The sequence below is a fragment of the Streptomyces sp. T028 genome (assembly GCF_048159505.1).
Taxonomy (GTDB): Bacteria; Actinomycetota; Actinomycetes; order Streptomycetales; family Streptomycetaceae; genus Streptomyces.
The window spans coordinates 39,241-56,432 of the sequence record NZ_JBLRVZ010000031.1 but is presented as its reverse complement, the minus strand read 5'-3'; the positions used below and the strand labels follow the sequence as shown (position 1 = coordinate 56,432).

The 17,192-nt window shown below is 69.7% G+C and carries 13 protein-coding genes; 8 read left to right on the top strand and 5 right to left on the bottom strand.

Annotated elements, in window-relative coordinates; all coding sequences use genetic code 11:
• Window positions 1-12 precede the first annotated feature (12 nt).
• The gene (locus tag ACLZN2_RS29040; RefSeq protein ID WP_416982233.1) at window positions 13-2,424 is read left to right on the top strand and encodes a xanthine dehydrogenase family protein molybdopterin-binding subunit; all 2,412 of its coding nucleotides are present in this window, start codon (window positions 13-15) and stop codon (window positions 2,422-2,424) included.
• Window positions 2,425-2,541: 117 nt separating this feature from the next.
• Here the strand turns inward: ACLZN2_RS29040 and ACLZN2_RS29035 are convergent, their stop codons facing one another.
• The 3 genes from ACLZN2_RS29035 to ACLZN2_RS29025 all read right to left on the bottom strand — a co-directional run bounded on the left by ACLZN2_RS29035 (window position 2,542) and on the right by ACLZN2_RS29025 (window position 6,771).
• Complete coding sequence (locus tag ACLZN2_RS29035; RefSeq protein ID WP_416982232.1) at window positions 2,542-5,502, bottom strand: SpoIIE family protein phosphatase; 2,961 nt, start codon at window positions 5,500-5,502, stop codon at window positions 2,542-2,544.
• A gap of 140 nt (window positions 5,503-5,642) precedes the next feature.
• Window positions 5,643-5,981, bottom strand: a complete 339-nt coding sequence (locus ACLZN2_RS29030) for a YciI family protein (RefSeq protein ID WP_416982230.1) — start codon at window positions 5,979-5,981, stop codon at window positions 5,643-5,645.
• 256 nt (window positions 5,982-6,237) lie between these two features.
• On the bottom strand, window positions 6,238-6,771 hold the full coding sequence (locus ACLZN2_RS29025; RefSeq protein ID WP_416982229.1) for a TerD family protein: 534 nt from the start codon (window positions 6,769-6,771) through the stop codon (window positions 6,238-6,240).
• Window positions 6,772-7,014: 243 nt separating this feature from the next.
• Here ACLZN2_RS29025 and ACLZN2_RS29020 point away from each other — a divergent pair, with 243 nt between their 5' ends.
• Entirely contained in the window at window positions 7,015-7,524 is a 510-nt protein-coding gene (locus tag ACLZN2_RS29020; RefSeq protein WP_416982228.1) for a hypothetical protein, read from the top strand.
• Window positions 7,525-7,583: 59 nt separating this feature from the next.
• Window positions 7,584-9,107: a flotillin family protein gene (locus ACLZN2_RS29015; protein WP_416982226.1), complete on the top strand. Its 1,524-nt coding sequence runs from the start codon at window positions 7,584-7,586 to the stop codon at window positions 9,105-9,107.
• Between the two features lie 30 nt (window positions 9,108-9,137).
• Here ACLZN2_RS29015 and ACLZN2_RS29010 read toward each other — a convergent pair whose 3' ends face one another.
• Complete coding sequence (locus tag ACLZN2_RS29010; protein WP_416982225.1) at window positions 9,138-10,229, bottom strand: PucR family transcriptional regulator; 1,092 nt, start codon at window positions 10,227-10,229, stop codon at window positions 9,138-9,140.
• A gap of 103 nt (window positions 10,230-10,332) precedes the next feature.
• Here ACLZN2_RS29010 and ACLZN2_RS29005 point away from each other — a divergent pair, with 103 nt between their 5' ends.
• Window positions 10,333-10,611, top strand: a complete 279-nt coding sequence (locus ACLZN2_RS29005) for a hypothetical protein (RefSeq protein WP_416982223.1) — start codon at window positions 10,333-10,335, stop codon at window positions 10,609-10,611.
• 64 nt (window positions 10,612-10,675) lie between these two features.
• Here ACLZN2_RS29005 and ACLZN2_RS29000 read toward each other — a convergent pair whose 3' ends face one another.
• Window positions 10,676-12,703, bottom strand: coding sequence for an APC family permease (locus tag ACLZN2_RS29000; RefSeq protein WP_416982427.1), 2,028 nt, complete (start codon window positions 12,701-12,703; stop codon window positions 10,676-10,678).
• A 349-nt stretch (window positions 12,704-13,052) separates the two neighbouring features.
• Between ACLZN2_RS29000 and ACLZN2_RS28995 the strand changes: the two genes are divergently transcribed.
• From ACLZN2_RS28995 to kdpB, 4 genes are all read left to right on the top strand, one after another.
• Window positions 13,053-13,241 carry a hypothetical protein gene (locus ACLZN2_RS28995; RefSeq protein ID WP_416982222.1) on the top strand — a complete coding sequence of 63 codons (189 nt, stop codon included), beginning with the start codon at window positions 13,053-13,055 and terminating at the stop codon, window positions 13,239-13,241.
• A complete protein-coding gene (kdpF, locus tag ACLZN2_RS28990; RefSeq protein ID WP_416982221.1) occupies window positions 13,238-13,327 on the top strand; it encodes a K(+)-transporting ATPase subunit F in 90 nt (29 codons plus the stop codon). Before ACLZN2_RS28995 ends, kdpF begins: the two co-directional genes overlap by 4 nt.
• A 31-nt stretch (window positions 13,328-13,358) precedes the next feature.
• Window positions 13,359-15,020, top strand: coding sequence for a potassium-transporting ATPase subunit KdpA (gene kdpA / locus ACLZN2_RS28985; protein WP_416982425.1), 1,662 nt, complete (start codon window positions 13,359-13,361; stop codon window positions 15,018-15,020).
• A 74-nt stretch (window positions 15,021-15,094) separates the two neighbouring features.
• Window positions 15,095-17,185 carry a potassium-transporting ATPase subunit KdpB gene (gene kdpB, locus ACLZN2_RS28980; protein WP_416982424.1) on the top strand — a complete coding sequence of 697 codons (2,091 nt, stop codon included), beginning with the start codon at window positions 15,095-15,097 and terminating at the stop codon, window positions 17,183-17,185.
• Window positions 17,186-17,192: the final 7 nt, after the last annotated feature.

The following is a 17,192-nucleotide window of genomic DNA, read 5'->3' as shown; positions in this document are numbered from 1 at the left end:
ACACAGCAACCAATGGCCACACAGCACAGGTCCGGCTACACCTACATCGGCAAGGACCGCCGGCGGGTCGAGGACCCCCGGCTGCTGGTCGGCCGCGGCGGGTACATCGCCGACCTCAGACTGCCGGGCATGCTGCACGCCGCGATCCTGCGCAGCCCCCTGCCGCACGCGTGGATCAGGTCCGTCGACGCCGCCGAGGCGCTGAAGCTGCCGGGAGTCGTCGCCGTGCTCACCGGCGAGGACTGCAAGGCGCACATGAACCCCTGCATGAACTTCGGCCCGGCCACCATCACGCAGTACCCGCTGGCCGTGGACAAGGTCCGCCATGTCGGCGAGGCCGTGGCGGCCGTCGTCGCGGAGAGCCGGTACCTGGCCGAGGACGGCGTGGACCTGCTGAAGGTCGACTACGAAGAGCTCCCGCCGGTCATCGATCCCCTGGCGGCCATGCGGCCCGAGTCCGCCCTGCTGCACGAGGAGCACGGCAGCAACATCGGCTACGAGCGGACCTTCGAGTTCGGCGATGTCGTCGCCGCGTTCGACGGGGCCGACCTCGTCGTCGAGGACACCCTGCACTGGGGCCGCTCCGCCGGAATGCCGATGGAGACCACGGGCGCGGTGGCCCGGCCCGGCTTCAACGGCGTACTGGAGATCTACTGCAACTCGCTCAGCTTCACCTACTTCATGTTCCTGATCGCGGCCAGCCTGCGCCTTCCGTCGAACAAGCTGACGATGAGACCGGTCCCGGCGGGCGGCAGCTTCGGCAGCAAGCTCGCCGCGCACAAGGTGCCCACCCTCGCCGGCTTCCTGGCCCTGCGCACGGGCCGCCCGGTGTCGTACATCGAGGACCGGCTCGACCACCTGACGAACTCCGACCACCACGGCTGCGACCGCCACTACGAGGCCCGCATGGGCTTCCGGGCCGACGGCACGATCACCGCTCTCGACATCGACGTCGTCGACGACTACGGCGCCTACATGCAGTTCGGCGTCGGCCACCACGGCAACGCGTTCTCCCAGGTCGTCGGCCCGTACCGGTTCCGGGACGTGCGGTACCGCATCCGGGCCGTGCTCACCGACAAGTGCCAGCAGGGCGCCTACCGGGGCTTCGGCTCCGAGGTGCACAACTGGGTGCTGGAACGGCTGGTCGACCAGGGGGCGGCCAGGCTCGGGCTCGCCCCGGAGGAGATCCGCCGCCGCAACTTCATCCAGCCCGGCGAGTTCCCGTACAGGATCCCCGGCGGCAACGTCTACGACAGCGGCGACTACCCCGCCGTACTGGACAAGGCACTTTCGATGATCGACCTGGACGCGTGGCGCGCCGAGCGGGAACGGCTGCGGGCGGAAGAGGGCCGGTACATCGGCATCGGCCTCGCCACCACCCAGGAGCGCAGCGTCTTCAGCTCCACCGAGTTCTGGTCCCTGCTGGAGAAGCCCGTTCTGCCCGTCACCTCCAGCCCCGAGAGCGCGACGGTGACGATCGACCCGACCGGGCAGTTCCAGCTCCTGCTGCACTGCCAGTCGATGTGGGGCAACAGCCCCGAGACGGTGGGCGCCACCGTGCTCGCCGAGGAGTTCGGGATTCCGCCGGAGAGCGTCAACGTCCGGTACGCCGACTCCGCCCACGCGCTGCCCAGCACCGGTCCGGGCGGCAGCCGCTACACCGCCATGGTGGCCGGGGCGATCCGGGGCGCGTCGCGCAAGCTGAGGGAGAAACTCCTGCGCATCGCCGCGCACACCCTCGCGGTGCCCACGGAGGACCTCGAACTCGTCGACGCGCGGGTCCAGGTCAGAGGCGAACCGGAGACGGGGCTGACCCTCGCCGAACTGGCGGGCACCGCCTACTTCTTCGCGCTCAGCCTGCCCGAGGGCATGACCAGCGGACTGGAGGAGTCGTACACCTACGACCACCCGTACACGACGTTCCCGGCACCGGACGGCTCGGACTTCGGCGTCTTCTATCCGATCATGGGCCACGCCTGCCACATCGCGGTCGTGGAGATCGACCCCGACACCGGGGCGGTCTCCTTCCTCGACTACGTCGCCGTGCATGACGCCGGTACGGTCGTGAACCCCAGGAGCCTGGGCGGCCACGTCACCGGCGGCGCCGTACAGGGCATCGGGACCACGCTCTACGAGGAACTGGTCTACGACGAGGACGGGCAGTTCAGGTCCCCGACCTTCAGGGACTACCTGATCCCCACCGCGGCCGAGTCTCCGACGTTCCGCATCGGGCATGTCCAGACCCCGTCCCCCTTCACCGAGTACGGCATCAAGGGCGGCGGCGAGGGCGGTCGCATGGTGGCCCCGGCGGCGGTGTCGGCGGCCGTCGACGACGCCCTGCGGGAGTACGGGATGCGGGTCCGACGGCTGCCGGTCAGGCCCGAGGAGATCGTGGCGACGGTAGGGCGTGGACAGGTGGCGTAGCTGCGGGCAGTCGTGCCTCCCCCAGTGCCTTGAAGGCCTGGGAGGTACCCCCAGGCGGCACGGGTGGGCGCAGCGGCACCCGCCCTCCGGGGTGAGCGAGCGGCAGGTTCTCGTTTGTCACTGTTCGGGCGGAAGGTCCTGCTCGGTCCAGATGCACTTGCCCTCGTCGAGATGGCGAGTGCCCCAGCGCCGGGAGAGAGCGGCCACCAGGTGCAGTCCCCGGCCGCCCTCGTCGGTGAACGCGGCGCGTCGGATACGCGGGCTCGTGAGGCTGCCGTCATAGACCTCACAGATCAGCGACCGGCTGCGCAGCAGGCGCAGCCGTATCGGGCCGCCGGCATGCCGGATCACGTTGCCGACCAACTCGCTCACCAGCAGCTCGGTGGTCATGACGAGATCGTCCAGCCCCCAGACGGCCAGCTGGCCCCGGACGTACTCCCGGGCCTGGCCGGCCGCTCGCGGGTCGTCCGGAAGGCTGCACGAGGCCACGTCGTCGACCGGTGTGCCCCGGGTGTGGGCCACCAGGAGCACCGCGTCGTCGTTGGTCTGCTCACGGTCGGGCAGCAGAGCCGAGACGATGTCGTCGCACAGGTCGGCGAGACGCCTGGTGTCACCGTGCGGGGTGCCGCCCGTCGGGAAGTACCCGGTCCGGGCCACGGCCGAGGCCAACGACTGCCGGAGCTGAGCCAGCCCCTGGTCGATGTCCCGGGTGGCGGATTCGATGAGACCGTCCGTGCAGAACACGAGAAGGCTCTCCTCCGGCAGGCGCAGCCGATGCGTCTCGAAGGGAGGCTCGGCGGCGCCCAGCGGTGGGTCGGCGGCCAACTCCATGCAGACGACCGTCCCGTCGGGATGGACGACGGCAGGCGGAAGATGACCGGCCAGGGAGAGCGAGCAGGTACGGGTGACGGGGTCGAACACGGCGTACGAGCAGGTGGCGTACTTGTCCTGGCCGAGGTCGGAGACGAGCTCGTTGAGGTGGCTGAGCAGTTCGTCCGGGTCGAGGTCGAGGTCGGCGAGGGTGCGGACCGCCGTGCGCAGCTGCCCCATGATGGCGGCCTCGGCGATGCCGTGCCCCATGACGTCGCCGATCACGATGGCGACCCGGTCGCCGGACAGCGGGATCAGGTCGTACCAGTCACCGCCCACCTCCTCGCCCTTCCCGGCGGGCATGTAGCGGGCGGCGGCGCGGACGGCCGGCAGACAGGGCAGTGTCCTCGGGAGCAGACCGCGCTGGAGTTCCTGGGCGCGGGTGTGCTCCACGTCGTACAGCCGGGCCCGCTCCAGCGCCTGCCCGATCAGCCCGCTCAGGGCTATCAGCAGGGTGCGCTCCTCCTCACTGAAGGAACGCGGCCGGACGAAGGAGACGACACAGCAGCCGATCGTGTGCCCGGAGGCGATGAGCGGAAGGAAGACCCACGCCTTCTTGACCGACGCGGCCACGAAGCCCTTGAACTGCGGAAAGCGCCGGACGTATTCGGCTGGCGATTCGATGAATCCGGGCGTGCGGGTACGGAACGTCTCGGCGATCGCCATGTGGGAGGTGGCCGGGATCCCGTCGATCTGGCGGAGGAAGCCCTCCGTGTACCCGACGGATCCGACGACGTGCAGCCGGCCACCGGTCAGCGCGTGGATCACGAGCCCGTCGGCGCCGAAGGGCGGCAGGACATGCGCCGCGACCGCCTTGACCACGTCGCCCGAGGTGACGGCCTCGGTCAGCGCCGCGGTCAGCTCGCTCATCCGGGCGGTCCGCCCGGCTCCGCCCGGCTGCTCGTCGGTGACGTCCGCGAAGTAGATCGTCAGCCCGCCGCCAGGCAGAGGGACCAGCCGGACACGATGGACGTACTGGATGTGCTGGACGTGCTGGAGGCGCCGGACGTGTTGATTGTCCGGCCGACCCGGCCGACCCGGCCGACGGAGATCGAAGCTGATCGGCTTGCGCTCGGCGGACGCGCGCCGGCACTGGGATTCGAGGCCGGGCGTGCGGCTCGCGGGGATGTCCCAGAGCGTGCGGCCCAGCAACGCCTGGTCGTCGCCGACACCGAGGAGACGTTCGGCCGCCTCGTTCACGAAGGTGACACGCCAGTCGTCGTCGACCGTCAGGAACCCGTCGCCGAGGTCGCGCAGGGCGGCGACGACAGGATCGAGCGCGTCCCGTCCGTGAGCCGGACCCCACAGCGTGCCGACCATACGGGCGGAGCCGCCACCCTCGTCGCCCGGCACGATGTGCCCACGTGCTCGCAGCCACCCGACTGTCCCGTCGCCGCGGCGCACCCGATACTCGCTGTCGTACGCCGTCCCCCTGTCGAAAGCCGCACGGACATCGGCCGCGAAGCCCGCCGGATCCTCGATACCCGCGAGATACCAGCCGAGGTCCGCACTCTCGTCACCGCTGCCGAGGCCTCGCGGCGCCGGCTGGACGAGCCTCACGGAACCGGCCGCCGGGTCGTACTCCCAGTGCCCGACGGAGATGACACGAGGCAGCTCACCGCCGGCCACATCGATCGTGGGCGGGCGTCGTACGGAGTGCCGTTCCAGGTGTGGTTCCAGATGCCCTTCCAGCTGTCCAGCCGCCCACGCCGCCAAGGAGCCCAGGTACGACCGCTGCGCGGGACCCGGCTCGCCGGGTGTGGCCGTGAACACGGCAAGGACCCCGACCGGCTCCCCGGCACCGGTCAGCGGAACCGCCGCAGTGCCGGAAGCCCCGATCCCCAAGCTGTCCCCGGCCACCCACACGAAGCCACCGCTGCGCAGGGCCCGCACGGGCGCCACGCCGAAGCCCCTGTCCTCGTCTTTCTCTTCGTCTGTCTCTTCTTCTTCGTCTGCGGGGAGATCCGCCCACGCCCCGGCGACTTCCGGAGCAAGCCCGCCGGCCGCCATCAGGCGCAACCGATCGGAAGCGGGGTCGTACCAGTGCACCAAGCCACCGAGACCACCCAGGTCGGTGATCGCCCGCTGAAGCGCCACGTTCAGTGTCTCGGGTATCGACAGTCCGTGATCGACGGCCGCCGACAAGCGCCGCCGCACCGCGTCCGGCTGCTCGATGCGGCTTCCGGGCCTCGCGTTCCGAGCTGCCACCTCGACTCCTGAAACCGTCGTAGATGGAAGATGCTCTTCTCAGCAGTACTGAAACTGTATCCCTGCCAGACCAGGACAGTCCCGGGCAGAACCGGCCCCGGGGCGGCGGGCATCACGAGCTTGTGGTCCGGATCGGTGGTTCAGCTCTCCGGGTCGTACATGATCTCTCGCACCTCCTGTGCACACCGGCACGCCTCGGCGATCTTCGCAGCCCACATCAGCGCGTCCTCGCGCGACGGGACCTCGATGATCGAGAAGCCGCCGACGACCGCCTTGGTCTCCGGGAACGGTCCGTCCGTGACCGTGCCGTCGGTGGCCACGATGCTCGCCTGCTGACGGTCCACTCCGGCGCCGAAGATCCAGACACCTGCGTCCTTGGCCTCCTGGACCACCCGGTGGGCTGCCTCGCCGATCGCCGTGAAGTCCGCCTCGGGGAAGTTCATCGATCCGTCGTCGAACGAGATCAGATACCGCGCCATCGTGTTCGCCTCCTTGGCCGGCGGCCACCTGGCCGCCTCGTCGCAGCTTCTGATTGGACGGACCGAGTGTCAGCTTCTCATCGGTCGTCTCACCCCGCTTCGAAGACCCGGCGGAGGCGTCGGCTGTAGCGCTTGGGCCGGTGGAGGTTGCCGGTGCGGCGGTCGGCCGCCCAGCGGGCAGGGAACAGCGTCGAGGTCCTGCTGAGCCGGTACGCGAAGTGTGCGGTCGGCCGCGCATCTCTGCGTTGCTCCGTGGTCAGGGCTGTGGGGCGTTGCCCATCACGGCGGTGAAGACCACGGGGTCGCTGTCGAACCCGCGGACCATCCTGTGGAACTCCCATCCTCCGGTGGCATGCCGGGTGAACTCCGCGACCGTCGCCGCGGTGGATTCGGAGACCTGCGCGAAGTCGTCCTGCAGAAGCTCCTTGTAGCCCTCGACAACCAGCACTCCGGCGTTCGATATGTCACCGAAGGTCTTGAGGCCGCTGTTCTGGTGGATCGCCACGCCCACGACCACCCGCGCGAAGGAGGACGCGAGGCGATCGAGTTCCAGGGTCATGACTTCGACGTAGCCGAAGCCCTGACCGGTCTGGCTGTGCCGGCTCATGTTGATGGTGCCGTCGGGTGAGCGGCTGTCGAAGTGGACGACGTACACCGGCCGTCCGTAGGGTGCGTCCGCCGAGTAGGTCGTGGCGATGATGTCGAGATGGTGAGGTGGCTGATTCCAGGGACTCGGGTCCCATTTGAGCCGTACCTCGACCTTCCCCAGCCCGTTGCCGTCGCTGCTCACCCGATTGCTGCCTCTCCCGTATCAGGCCATCACGGGTTGGTCCCCCGTATGGTCAAGTATGGCTCTCGGCCATCGTGTTGAAGCCTCGTGCGCCAGGACCTCGGTCCTACGCCGAGTACCGCTGCACTGCGGCATCAAATGAGCATCAAGATTGCCGGAACGTGGCAATGAAACGTGTCGCCCTCGCGTGTGAGGATTCCGTCAAGCCGAAGTCCAGCGGCGGGTGAGAGGGGGACGGCACGCATGGCCTGGTTTCTCGGAATCGGCATCACGGGGGTCGTGCTGCTCGCCCTGTCGCTGGTCTTCGGCGGGGTGCTCGACGGCGCGTTCGACGGCGCGATGGGCGGCGTCCTGGACGGGTGGCTGTCGCTGCCGGTCGTCGCCGGGTTCGCGGCGATGACCGGCTTCGGCGGGGCCATCGCCACCGGCGCGGCGGACGCCGGCCCCGCAGTCGCCACTGCGGTGGGCGCCGGCTGCGGGCTGGGCACCGCTTGGCTGACGTACCGCTTCAGCCGTGCGCTGATGCGCGACCAGACGGCCGTCACCCCCACCGGGGGCGACCTCGTGGGCACCTCGGGCAACGTCGTGACCGCCATCCCGGCCGACGGTTTCGGCGAGGTGCTGCTCCAACTCGCGGGCCAGCCCGTGAAGTTTGCCGCCCGCAGCGCGGGGCCGGTGGCCCGGGGCGCCGAGGTGTGGGTGGAGGCGGCGCCGACCGCCACGTCGGTCGTGGTCCGCCCGGTGGACCTCTGATCCTTCCTTCGTTCCTTCCTCCTCAGTTCTTCTCTCGTTCGTGATTCGGGGGCACTGCCATGAGTCCTGTCGTCGTCGCGGTCGTGGGAGTCGTCGTACTCCTCGTCCTGCTGGCACTCGTCGTGATCACCCGCTACAAGGTGGCGGGTCCGAGCGAGGCGTTCATCGTCACCGGGCGGCGCGGCAAGAAGGCCACCGATCCGGAGACCGGCCGGATCTTCACCGACAACAGCGGGCAGAAGGTCGTGGTCGGCGGTGGCGTGTTCGTCGTGCCGTTCGTGCAGCAGAAGTTCACCCTCGACCTGTCCTCGCGGCACATCCCGGTCGCGGTGCGCGGCGCGGTCACCCTGCGCGGAATCAAGGCCCACCTCGAAGGCGTCGCCATCGTCAAGGTCGGCGGCACCGAGGACTCCATCCGCGCCGCCGCCCAGCGGTTCTTGATGCAGCAGGACGGCATCGTCGGCTTCACCCAGGAGGTGCTGTCCGGCGCGCTGCGCGCCATCGTGGGCCGGATGTCGGTGGAGGACATCATCCGCGACCGTGCCGCGTTCGCCGGGCAGGTCGCCGAGGAGGCGGAGGCGAGCCTGTCGGGGCAGGGCCTGGTGCTGGACGCCTTCCAGATCCAGGACATCACCACCGAGGGCTCCTACCTGGAGGACCTCGGCCGTCCGGAGGCGGCGCGGGCCAAGCAGGAGGCCGACATCGCCGAGGCCGTGGCCCGGCGGGCCGCGGAGCAGGCCCGGCTGAAGGCGGAGGAGGAGATCGCCGTCGCCCAGCGGACCTTCTACCTCAAGCAGGCCGAGATCAAGGCCGAGACGGACGCGGCCGCCGCGCAGGCCGCCGCGGCGGGCCCGCTCGCCGAGGCCGCCCGTCAGCAGGACATCCTCACCGAGCAGGAGAAGGTCGCCGAGCGGCAGGCCGCGCTGAAGGACCGTCAGCTCGACACCGAGGTCCGCAAGCCGGCCGACGCCCAGCGGTACGCCGCCGAGCAGGAGGCCGAGGCGCGGCGGGTGGCCCGGGTCAAGCAGGCCGAAGCGGAGAAGTCGGCCGGGATCGCCGCCGCGCAGGCGGAGGCCGAGCGGGCGCGGCTGACCGGTGAGGGCGAGAAGCAGCGCCGTAGCGCGCTGGCCGAGGCCGAAGCCATTGAGGGCCTCAAGCAGGGTGAGGCCGAGCGGGCCCGCCGAGCCGCGATCGCGGAGGCGGTCCGGCTGGAAGGTGAGGCCGACGCCGCGGCGATCGGCGCCAAGGGCTCGGCCGAGGCCGAGGCCATGCGGAAGAAGGCGGATGCCTTCGGGCAGTACGGCGACGCCGCTGTCCTGCAGATGCTCGTCGAGGTGCTGCCGCAGGTCGTCGCCAAGGCGTCCGAGCCGCTGAGCGCGGTTGAGAAGATGACCGTGATCTCCACCGACGGGGCGGGCCGCATCCCGCGCGCGGTCGCCGACAACGTCGCCCAGGGGCTGGAACTCCTCGGCTCCACCACGGGTATCGACCTCGCCGAGCTGCTCAAGGGCATCACGCAGCGCGATACCGCGACGGGGGAGAAGCCGGCGCAGCTCAACGGAAAGGTCGAGATCACCGGCTGATGTCCGCGTGAACCGAGGCGGGGGCGCGGCTCAGATGTCCTGGGCGGGCCAGCCCAGCAGGCGTGCCCCGATGACGGCGGTCTGCAGCGTGTAACGGTGCATGGGATCGGCCGGGTTGGCCCCGGTCAGCTGGTGGATGCGCTCCAGCCGGTACGTCAGGGCCCGCACGCTCAGTGCGAGCCGGCGGGCGGCCTCGGCCGAGGTGCAGCCGGACTCGAAGTACACCTCCAGCGTCCGCAGCAGCGGTTCCACACCGCCCCGGGCGCCCCGCAAAGGTCCGAGCGCGCTCAGCACGAGGTCGGCCATGGCCTGCCGGTCGCGTGTGAGGACCGGGTAGACCAGCAGGTCGGCGGCGCGTACCACCGGCTCGTCGAGGCCGAGCCGTTCGGCGAGTTCGAGGGTGCTGAGGGCCTCTTCGTAGGAGTGCACCACGCCGCCGGCGCCGGGCTGCGGCCGGCCGATGGCCACCCGGCTGCCGTCCGTGGCGGCGTGAGCCTGCTTCGCGAAGTAGGCCAGCACGACGTCCTGGTCGCCGGGTGCGATGCAGATCAGCTGCCCGTTCTTGGTGGCGAGCAGGATGCGCCGGTTGCCGAAGCGGGATATCAGCGCGGTTTCCACCCGGCGGGTGACCGGGGCTGTGTCGTCATACGCCTGAGGTCCCTCCGCGACCGCGACAGCGTGGTCGCGGGAGAGGACGAGGCCGAAGCGCTCGGCGCGTTCGGCGAGGCGGCCCAGGTCGCTGCGGCCGTAGAGCAGGTCGTCGATGAACTCCCGCCGCGCGGCTTCCTCCTCGCGTACGGCCAGACGCTGGGCCCGTTCATACCCTTCCGCGAAGGCGTCCACCGCCTGCTCCACCGCGGCCAGGACGCTGCCGGCTGAGCTGGGAGTCTCGGGCCAGGCGGTTCGGGTGGCCGCGAGGTGCCGTCGCACCAGGCTGCGCAGACTGTGCCCGTCCTCCGCGGCCTGCTCGCCGAGGGCACGGCGCTCGTCGAGTTCGTCCCGGGTGAGGCGGCGCCCGGTCACGGAGACCTCGGCCAGGATCTCCACGTACCCGCGCAGATAGCGTTGCGCCGTCCCCGGCTCGGTCACTCCGCCCCCTTTGCTGATGTGTCCCTGACGCATTCTTAGCGACGTCCGGCACGGGGAGAGTAGCTCAGCGTTGCCGGAAGGCGGCAACGAGGACCGGCTCTCGCCTCCTCAGCGCTCGGTGGCGTCGTACACAACGATGGCGTCAAGCGCCTGGGGAAAGAGGCGTGGGCCTGCGCAGCAGCTACTGCCCGAACGTGCGACGCGGGGCCGCGACCTCCTCGACCAGCAGCGCCGTGACCCGTACGCCGCTGCGTTCCTCGCCAAGTCCCAGCGGCTGTACGGCCTCAGGGGCGCGACCCTCGCCTCGTACGACGGTGAGCTCGCCCGGACCTGGGCGGCCTACCGGGTCGACCACGACGACCTGCGCTTCATCGGCGAGTACCGGCGCGAGCTGCTTCGCCGCCTCCACGCGTGATGGGCGGTCCACTGTGACCGGGCTGCGGCCCCGGCTGGCGGAGTTCCGCTGAGCAGCTGGCCTGTCACGAGCGCCGGGAGCCCAGGGGAGGCTTCGGTTGCTCGGCCGGTGTCGGGGGCTCGCCGCGGCGGACGGAGCCGGGGGCGCGGGCGGCGGGGCGGTCGGCGCGGGCGGAGGAGGTCAGCTGCCAGGGGACGCTGGTGACCATCACGCCGGGGGTGAACAGCAGGCGGCTCTTGAGCCAGAGGGCGGACTGGTTGTGCAGGAGGTTCTCCCACCAGTGGCCGACGACGTACTCGGGGATGAAGACGGCGACGATGTCCCGGGGGCTCTCGCGGTGGATGGAGCGGACGTAGTCGACGACCGGGCGGGTCACCTCGCGGTAGGGCGAGTCGAGGATTTTCAGCGGGACCTCGATGCCGTACTCCTCCCAGCGCTCACTGAGCCGGACCGCCTCGTCACGGTCGACCGAGACGGTGAGCGCCTCCAGGTGGGCGGGGCGGAAGGCACGGGCGTAGGACAGGGCGCGCAGGGTCGGCCTGTGGATGGTGGAGACCAGGACGATGGCGAACACCCGGCTGGGCAGGGTGAGTTCGCCGCGCGGGTCGGTGACCGCGAGTTCGGCGGCGGTGGCGTCGTAGTGGCGGCGGATGCCGCGCATCATCACCCACAGCACGACTGCCGCGAGGACGGCGAGCCAGGCGCCCTGGGTGAACTTGGTGGCCAGCACGACCAGCAGTACCAGGCCGGTGACGATCGAGCCGGTGCCGTTGATGACCCGGGCCGCCTTGTGGCGGCGGCGGACGAGCGGATCCGTTTCGGCGCGCAGTTCGCGGTTCCAGTGCCGGACCATGCCGAACTGGGAGAGGGTGAAGGAGGTGAACACGCCCAGGATGTAGAGGTGGATGAGGTTGGTGACGTTCGCCTGGTAGCCCCACAGCAGCAGGCCGGCGACGATCGCCAGGGCCAGGATGCCGTTGGAGAAAGCGAGCCGGTCGCCTCGGTTGTGCAGCTGGCGGGGCAGGTAGCGGTGGCTGGCGAGGATCGAGCCGAGCAGCGGGAAACCGTTGAAGGCGGTGTTCGCGGCCAGGATGAGGATGAGCGCGGTGGCGGCCTGGATGTAGTAGAAGCCGATCGAGTGCTCGCCACCGAAGACCGCCGCCGCGATCTGGGCGATCACCGTCCGCTGGGTGTAGCTCTCGCAAGCGCCGTCCAGGCCGGTCAGCCGACAGGCGTCCTCCGCGATGTGCACCTTGGAGACGATCGCGAGCGTGGTGACGCCCGCGAACATGGTGATCGAGATGGCGCCCATGACCGCCATCGTGGTGGCCGCGTTCCTGGGCTTGGGCTTGCGGAAGGCCGGCACGCCGTTGGAGATGGCCTCCACGCCGGTCAGCGCGGTGCAGCCCTGGGAGAAGGCGCGCAGGGTGAGCATCACCAGGGCGAGACCCGTCAGGTTCGCCTCGTGCGGCTCGGCCGTGATGCCGTACTGGGCGGACTCCGCGACCGGCGCGTCCCCGACCAGGTAGCGGAACAGACCGGTGGCGATCATGATCAGTACGCCGCCGATGAACAGGTACGTCGGTGTGGCGAAGGCCCGCCCGGACTCGCGTACGCCGCGCAGGTTCATCGCGGTCAGCAGCGCGACGAAGCCCAGTGCCATGGGCACGCGGTAGTCGGCCAGTTCGGGCACGGCGGAGATGATGTTGTCGACTCCGGAGGCGACCGAGACGGCCACCGTCATGACGTAGTCGACGAGGAGGGAGGCGGCCACCACCAGCCCGGCCGAGGGCCCGAGGTTCGTCGAGACCACCTCGTAGGAGCCGCCACCGCTCGGGTATGCCTGCACCACCTGCCGGTAGGAGAGGACGACGACCGCCAGCAGGACCACCACCGCCGCCGCGATCCACGGGGTGAAGTGGAGGTAGGCCAGCCCGCCGACGGTGAGGACGAGCAGGATCTCCTGCGTCGCGTACGCCACCGACGACAGCGGGTCGGAGGCGAAGATCGGCAGGGCGAGCCGCTTGGGCAGCAGCGTCTCGTGCAGCTCCTCGCTGCGCATGGCCCGGCCGATCACCAGCCGCTTGAGCATTCCCGTCACGTTGAACACGTGCGCGAGGGTAAGCCGGGAGCGGGGGCCTGGTGGGATGGCCGATCCGCCGATCGGGCGTTAAAGAGCCGTTAGGATTTCGCGAGATGCGTACAAACAGCGCAATAGGCCAAGGGGGTCGACGAGCTAAGCGTGCCGGCCCGATCCATAGCGGTGACGGTAAACCTGCGGAAATTTCCTTCCGCGTTCATTGACGGGACGCCAACGCGTCGGTGATACGGCCTTGACAGCTGGTCCCGCGGTGCGCGGCTGCCGTTTCGACGCGGCGCGCGCATGGGGTGCGTCAAGCGCGTATGGGGTGCGTCAAGCGCGTATGGGGTGCGTCAAAGGTATGCGGATCGCTGTCAGGGTTCCGTTAAGGGGAGTCGAATCCGTCCGGGAAAGCAGCTTCCCTCTAGAGGTCCGTTCTTACCCGAACCTCATCCAGGAGCTTGCGATGGCCGATGTGGCCTTCGTCGTCGCCACGGTCGCGGTGTTCGCGCTGGTGGCTCTCGTCGCCAAGGGGGTGGCGAAGCTGTGACCGCCGAGAACGTTGTCGGCCTGGTCGTGGCCGTCGCCCTGCTGGGCTATCTCCTCCTCGCCCTGATCTTCCCGGAGAGGTTCTGAGGTGACATCAGCTGCCACCGCAGCGGGCGAGATGAGTCCCGTCCTTGCCGACGTGCTCCTGGTGACCGCGCTGATCGGCGCGCTCGCCCTGGTGCACCGCCCGCTCGGCGACTACATGGCCGCCGTCTTCCAGTCCCGGAAGCACCTCCGGGTCGAGAAGTGGATCTACCGGTCGGTGGGTGCCGACCCCGACGCCGAGATGCGCTGGCCCGCCTACCTCCGCGGCGTGCTGGCCTTCTCAGCGGTGGGCGTGCTGTTCCTCTATCTGCTGCAGCGGGTGCAGGACAAGCTGCCGCTGTCGCTCGGGTTCAAGCCGATCACCCCCGACCAGGCGTTCAACACGGCCGCCTCGTTCGTGTCGAACACGAACTGGCAGTCGTACTCGGGCGAGGTGGCCATGAGCCACGTCACCCAGACGATGGGCCTGGCCGTGCAGAACTTCGTGTCCGCCGCGGTCGGCATCGCCGTCGCGGTGGCGCTCGTGCGCGGGTTCGCCCGGTCCCGCACCGGCGATCTGGGCAACTTCTGGGCGGACCTGGTCCGCGGCACGGTCCGCATCCTGCTTCCGCTCTCCGTGGTCGCGGCCGTGATCCTGATCGCTGCCGGAGCCGTCCAGAACTTCGGCGACATCCACACGATCACCACCCTCACCGGTGACAAACAGGCCATCAGCCCCGGCGCGGTCGCCTCCCAGGAAGCCATCAAGGACGTCGGCACCAACGGCGGTGGCTTCTTCAACGCCAACTCCGCCCACCCGTTCGAGAACCCCAACGGCTTCACCAACCTGCTGGAGATCTTCCTGCTGCTGGTGATCCCGTTCTCGCTGCCGCGCACCTTCGGCAAGATGGTCGGCAACGTCAAGCAGGGCTACGCCGTCGTCGCCGCCATGGGGACCATCTGGTTCCTCGGTGTGGTCGCGGTGACCTGGATCGAGTACGCCCATCCGGGCACCGCCTCGCAGCTCGCGGGCGGCGCGATGGAGGGTAAGGAGCAGCGCTTCGGAGAAGGACCGTCGTCGCTGTTCGCGGTCTCCACGACGATGACCTCGACCGGCTCGGTCAACTCCTTCCACGACTCCTTCAGCGGGTTGTCCGGCGGCGTGCTGCTGCTCGGCATGATGCTCGGCGAGATCGCGCCCGGCGGTGTCGGCTCCGGCCTCTACGGCATGCTGATCATGGCGATCATCGCCGTGTTCATCGCGGGACTGATGGTCGGCCGTACGCCCGAGTACCTGGGCAAGAAGATCGGCACCCGCGAGATCAAGCTGGCCGCCTGCTACATCCTCATCACGCCGACCCTGGTGCTGATCGGCACCGCACTGGCGATGGCGCTGGGCAAGGGCGAGTCGTCCATGACCAACATCGGGGCGCATGGCTTCTCCGAAGTCCTGTACGCCTACACCTCGGCCGGCAACAACAACGGTTCCGCGTTCGCGGGCTTCGCGGCCAACACCGAGTACCACAACACGATGCTGGGCCTCGCCATGCTGCTGGGCCGCTTCCTGCCGATGGTGTTCGTGCTGGCGTTGGCCGGCTCGCTCGCCGAGCAGAAGCCGGTCCCGGCCACCGCGGGCACCCTGCGCACCGAGAAGCCGCTGTTCACCGGCCTGTTGGTGGGCGCCATCCTGATCATCACCGGTCTGACGTTCTTCCCCGCGCTCGCGCTGGGCCCGCTGGCCGAGGGGTTGGCGTGATGACGACCAACGCTCAGAAGACCGACGCTCAGAAGACCGACGCTCAGAAGACCGACGCGAAGAAGCAGGACTCCATGTCCACTCCCACCCTTGCGCCCCACCAGGACGCGCCCACCGGGCACAAGCCCGACGGGCGGGTCGGCGGCGGGCTGTTCGACCCCAAGCAGCTTCTCAAGTCGCTGCCGGACGCCTTCCGCAAGCTCGACCCGCGGGTGATGGTCAAGTCGCCCGTGATGTTCGTCGTCCTCGTCGGCTCCGTGCTGACGACGATCTTCTCCTTCAAGGACCCGGGCGACTGGTTCGGCTGGACGATCAGCGCCTGGCTGTGGCTGACCGTGGTCTTCGCCAACCTGGCGGAGGCGGTCGCCGAGGGCCGCGGCAAGGCGCAGGCCGACACGCTGCGCAAGGCCAAGACCGACACGGTCGCGCGCCGGCTGCGGGCGGACGGCTCCGAGGAGCAGGTGCCCGGCACCGAGCTGAAGATCGGTGACCTGGTGGTCTGCGAGGCGGGCGACATCATCCCCGGCGACGGTGACGTCGTCGAGGGCGTCGCGTCCGTGGACGAGTCGGCGATCACCGGTGAGTCGGCCCCCGTCATCCGTGAGTCCGGCGGCGACCGCTCGGCCGTCACCGGCGGTACGAAGGTGCTGTCCGACCGCATCGTCATCAAGATCACGACGAAGCCCGGCGAGACCTTCATCGACCGGATGATCAACCTGGTCGAGGGCGCGGCCCGGCAGAAGACGCCGAACGAGATCGCGCTGAACATCCTGCTGGCGTCGCTGACGATCGTCTTCCTGCTGGCGGTCGCCACGCTGCCGCCGTTCGCGGACTACGCGGGCTCGCACCTGTCGATGGTCGTGCTGGTGGCGCTGCTGGTCTGCCTCATCCCGACGACGATCGGCGCCCTGCTGTCGGCGATCGGCATCGCGGGCATGGACCGGCTGGTCCAGCGCAACGTCCTGGCGATGTCGGGCCGTGCGGTCGAGGCCGCGGGTGACGTCTCCACCCTGCTGCTCGACAAGACCGGCACCATCACGCTCGGCAACCGTCAGGCCGCCGAGTTCGCGCCGGTGCGCGGCACCACGGAGGCCGAGGTCGCCGACGCCGCCCAGCTCTCCTCGCTGGCGGACGAGACGCCCGAGGGCCGCTCCGTCGTCGTCCTGGCGAAGGAGAAGTACGGGCTGCGCGAGCGCCACCAGGGCGAGCTGGCGCACGCCGAGTGGATCGGGTTCACCGCCCAGACCCGTATGTCGGGCGTGGACGTCGACGGCCGCAAGGTCCGCAAGGGAGCCACGGCCTCCGTCGTCGCCTGGGTGAAAGAGCAGGGCGGCGCGGTTTCCGACGACGCCGACACCATCGCGGGCCGGATCTCCGAGGCGGGCGGCACCCCGCTGCTGGTCGCGGTCCAGGACGACAAGGGCGCGCGGGTGCTGGGCGTCATCCACCTCAAGGACGTCGTCAAGGACGGCATGCGGGAGCGGTTCGAGGAACTGCGCCGCATGGGCATCAAGACCGTCATGATCACGGGCGACAACCCGCTGACCGCCAAGGCGATCGCCGAGGAGGCGGGCGTCGACGACTTCCTCGCCGAGGCCACTCCCGAGGACAAGATGGCGCTGATCAAGCGGGAGCAGGCGGGCGGCAAGCTCGTCGCGATGACCGGTGACGGCACCAACGACGCGCCCGCCCTGGCGCAGGCGGACGTCGGCGTGGCGATGAACACGGGTACGTCGGCCGCCAAGGAGGCCGGCAACATGGTCGACCTCGACTCCAACCCGACCAAGCTCATCGAGATCGTCGAGATCGGCAAGCAGCTCCTCATCACCCGGGGCGCGCTCACGACGTTCTCCATCGCCAACGACGTGGCGAAGTACTTCGCGATCATCCCGGCGCTGTTCGCGGCCGTGTACCCGGGCCTGGACAAGCTCAACATCATGGGCCTGGCCTCGCCCGACTCCGCGATCCTGTCCGCCGTGATCTTCAACGCGTTGATCATCATCGCGCTGGTGCCGCTGTCCCTGAAAGGCGTGCAGTACCGGCCGGTCAGCGCCGACAAGATGCTCCGGCGCAACCTCACCGTCTACGGTCTGGGCGGCCTGATCGCGCCCTTCATCGGCATCAAGATCATCGACCTGCTCATCTCGCTCATCCCCGGGCTGTAATTTTTTG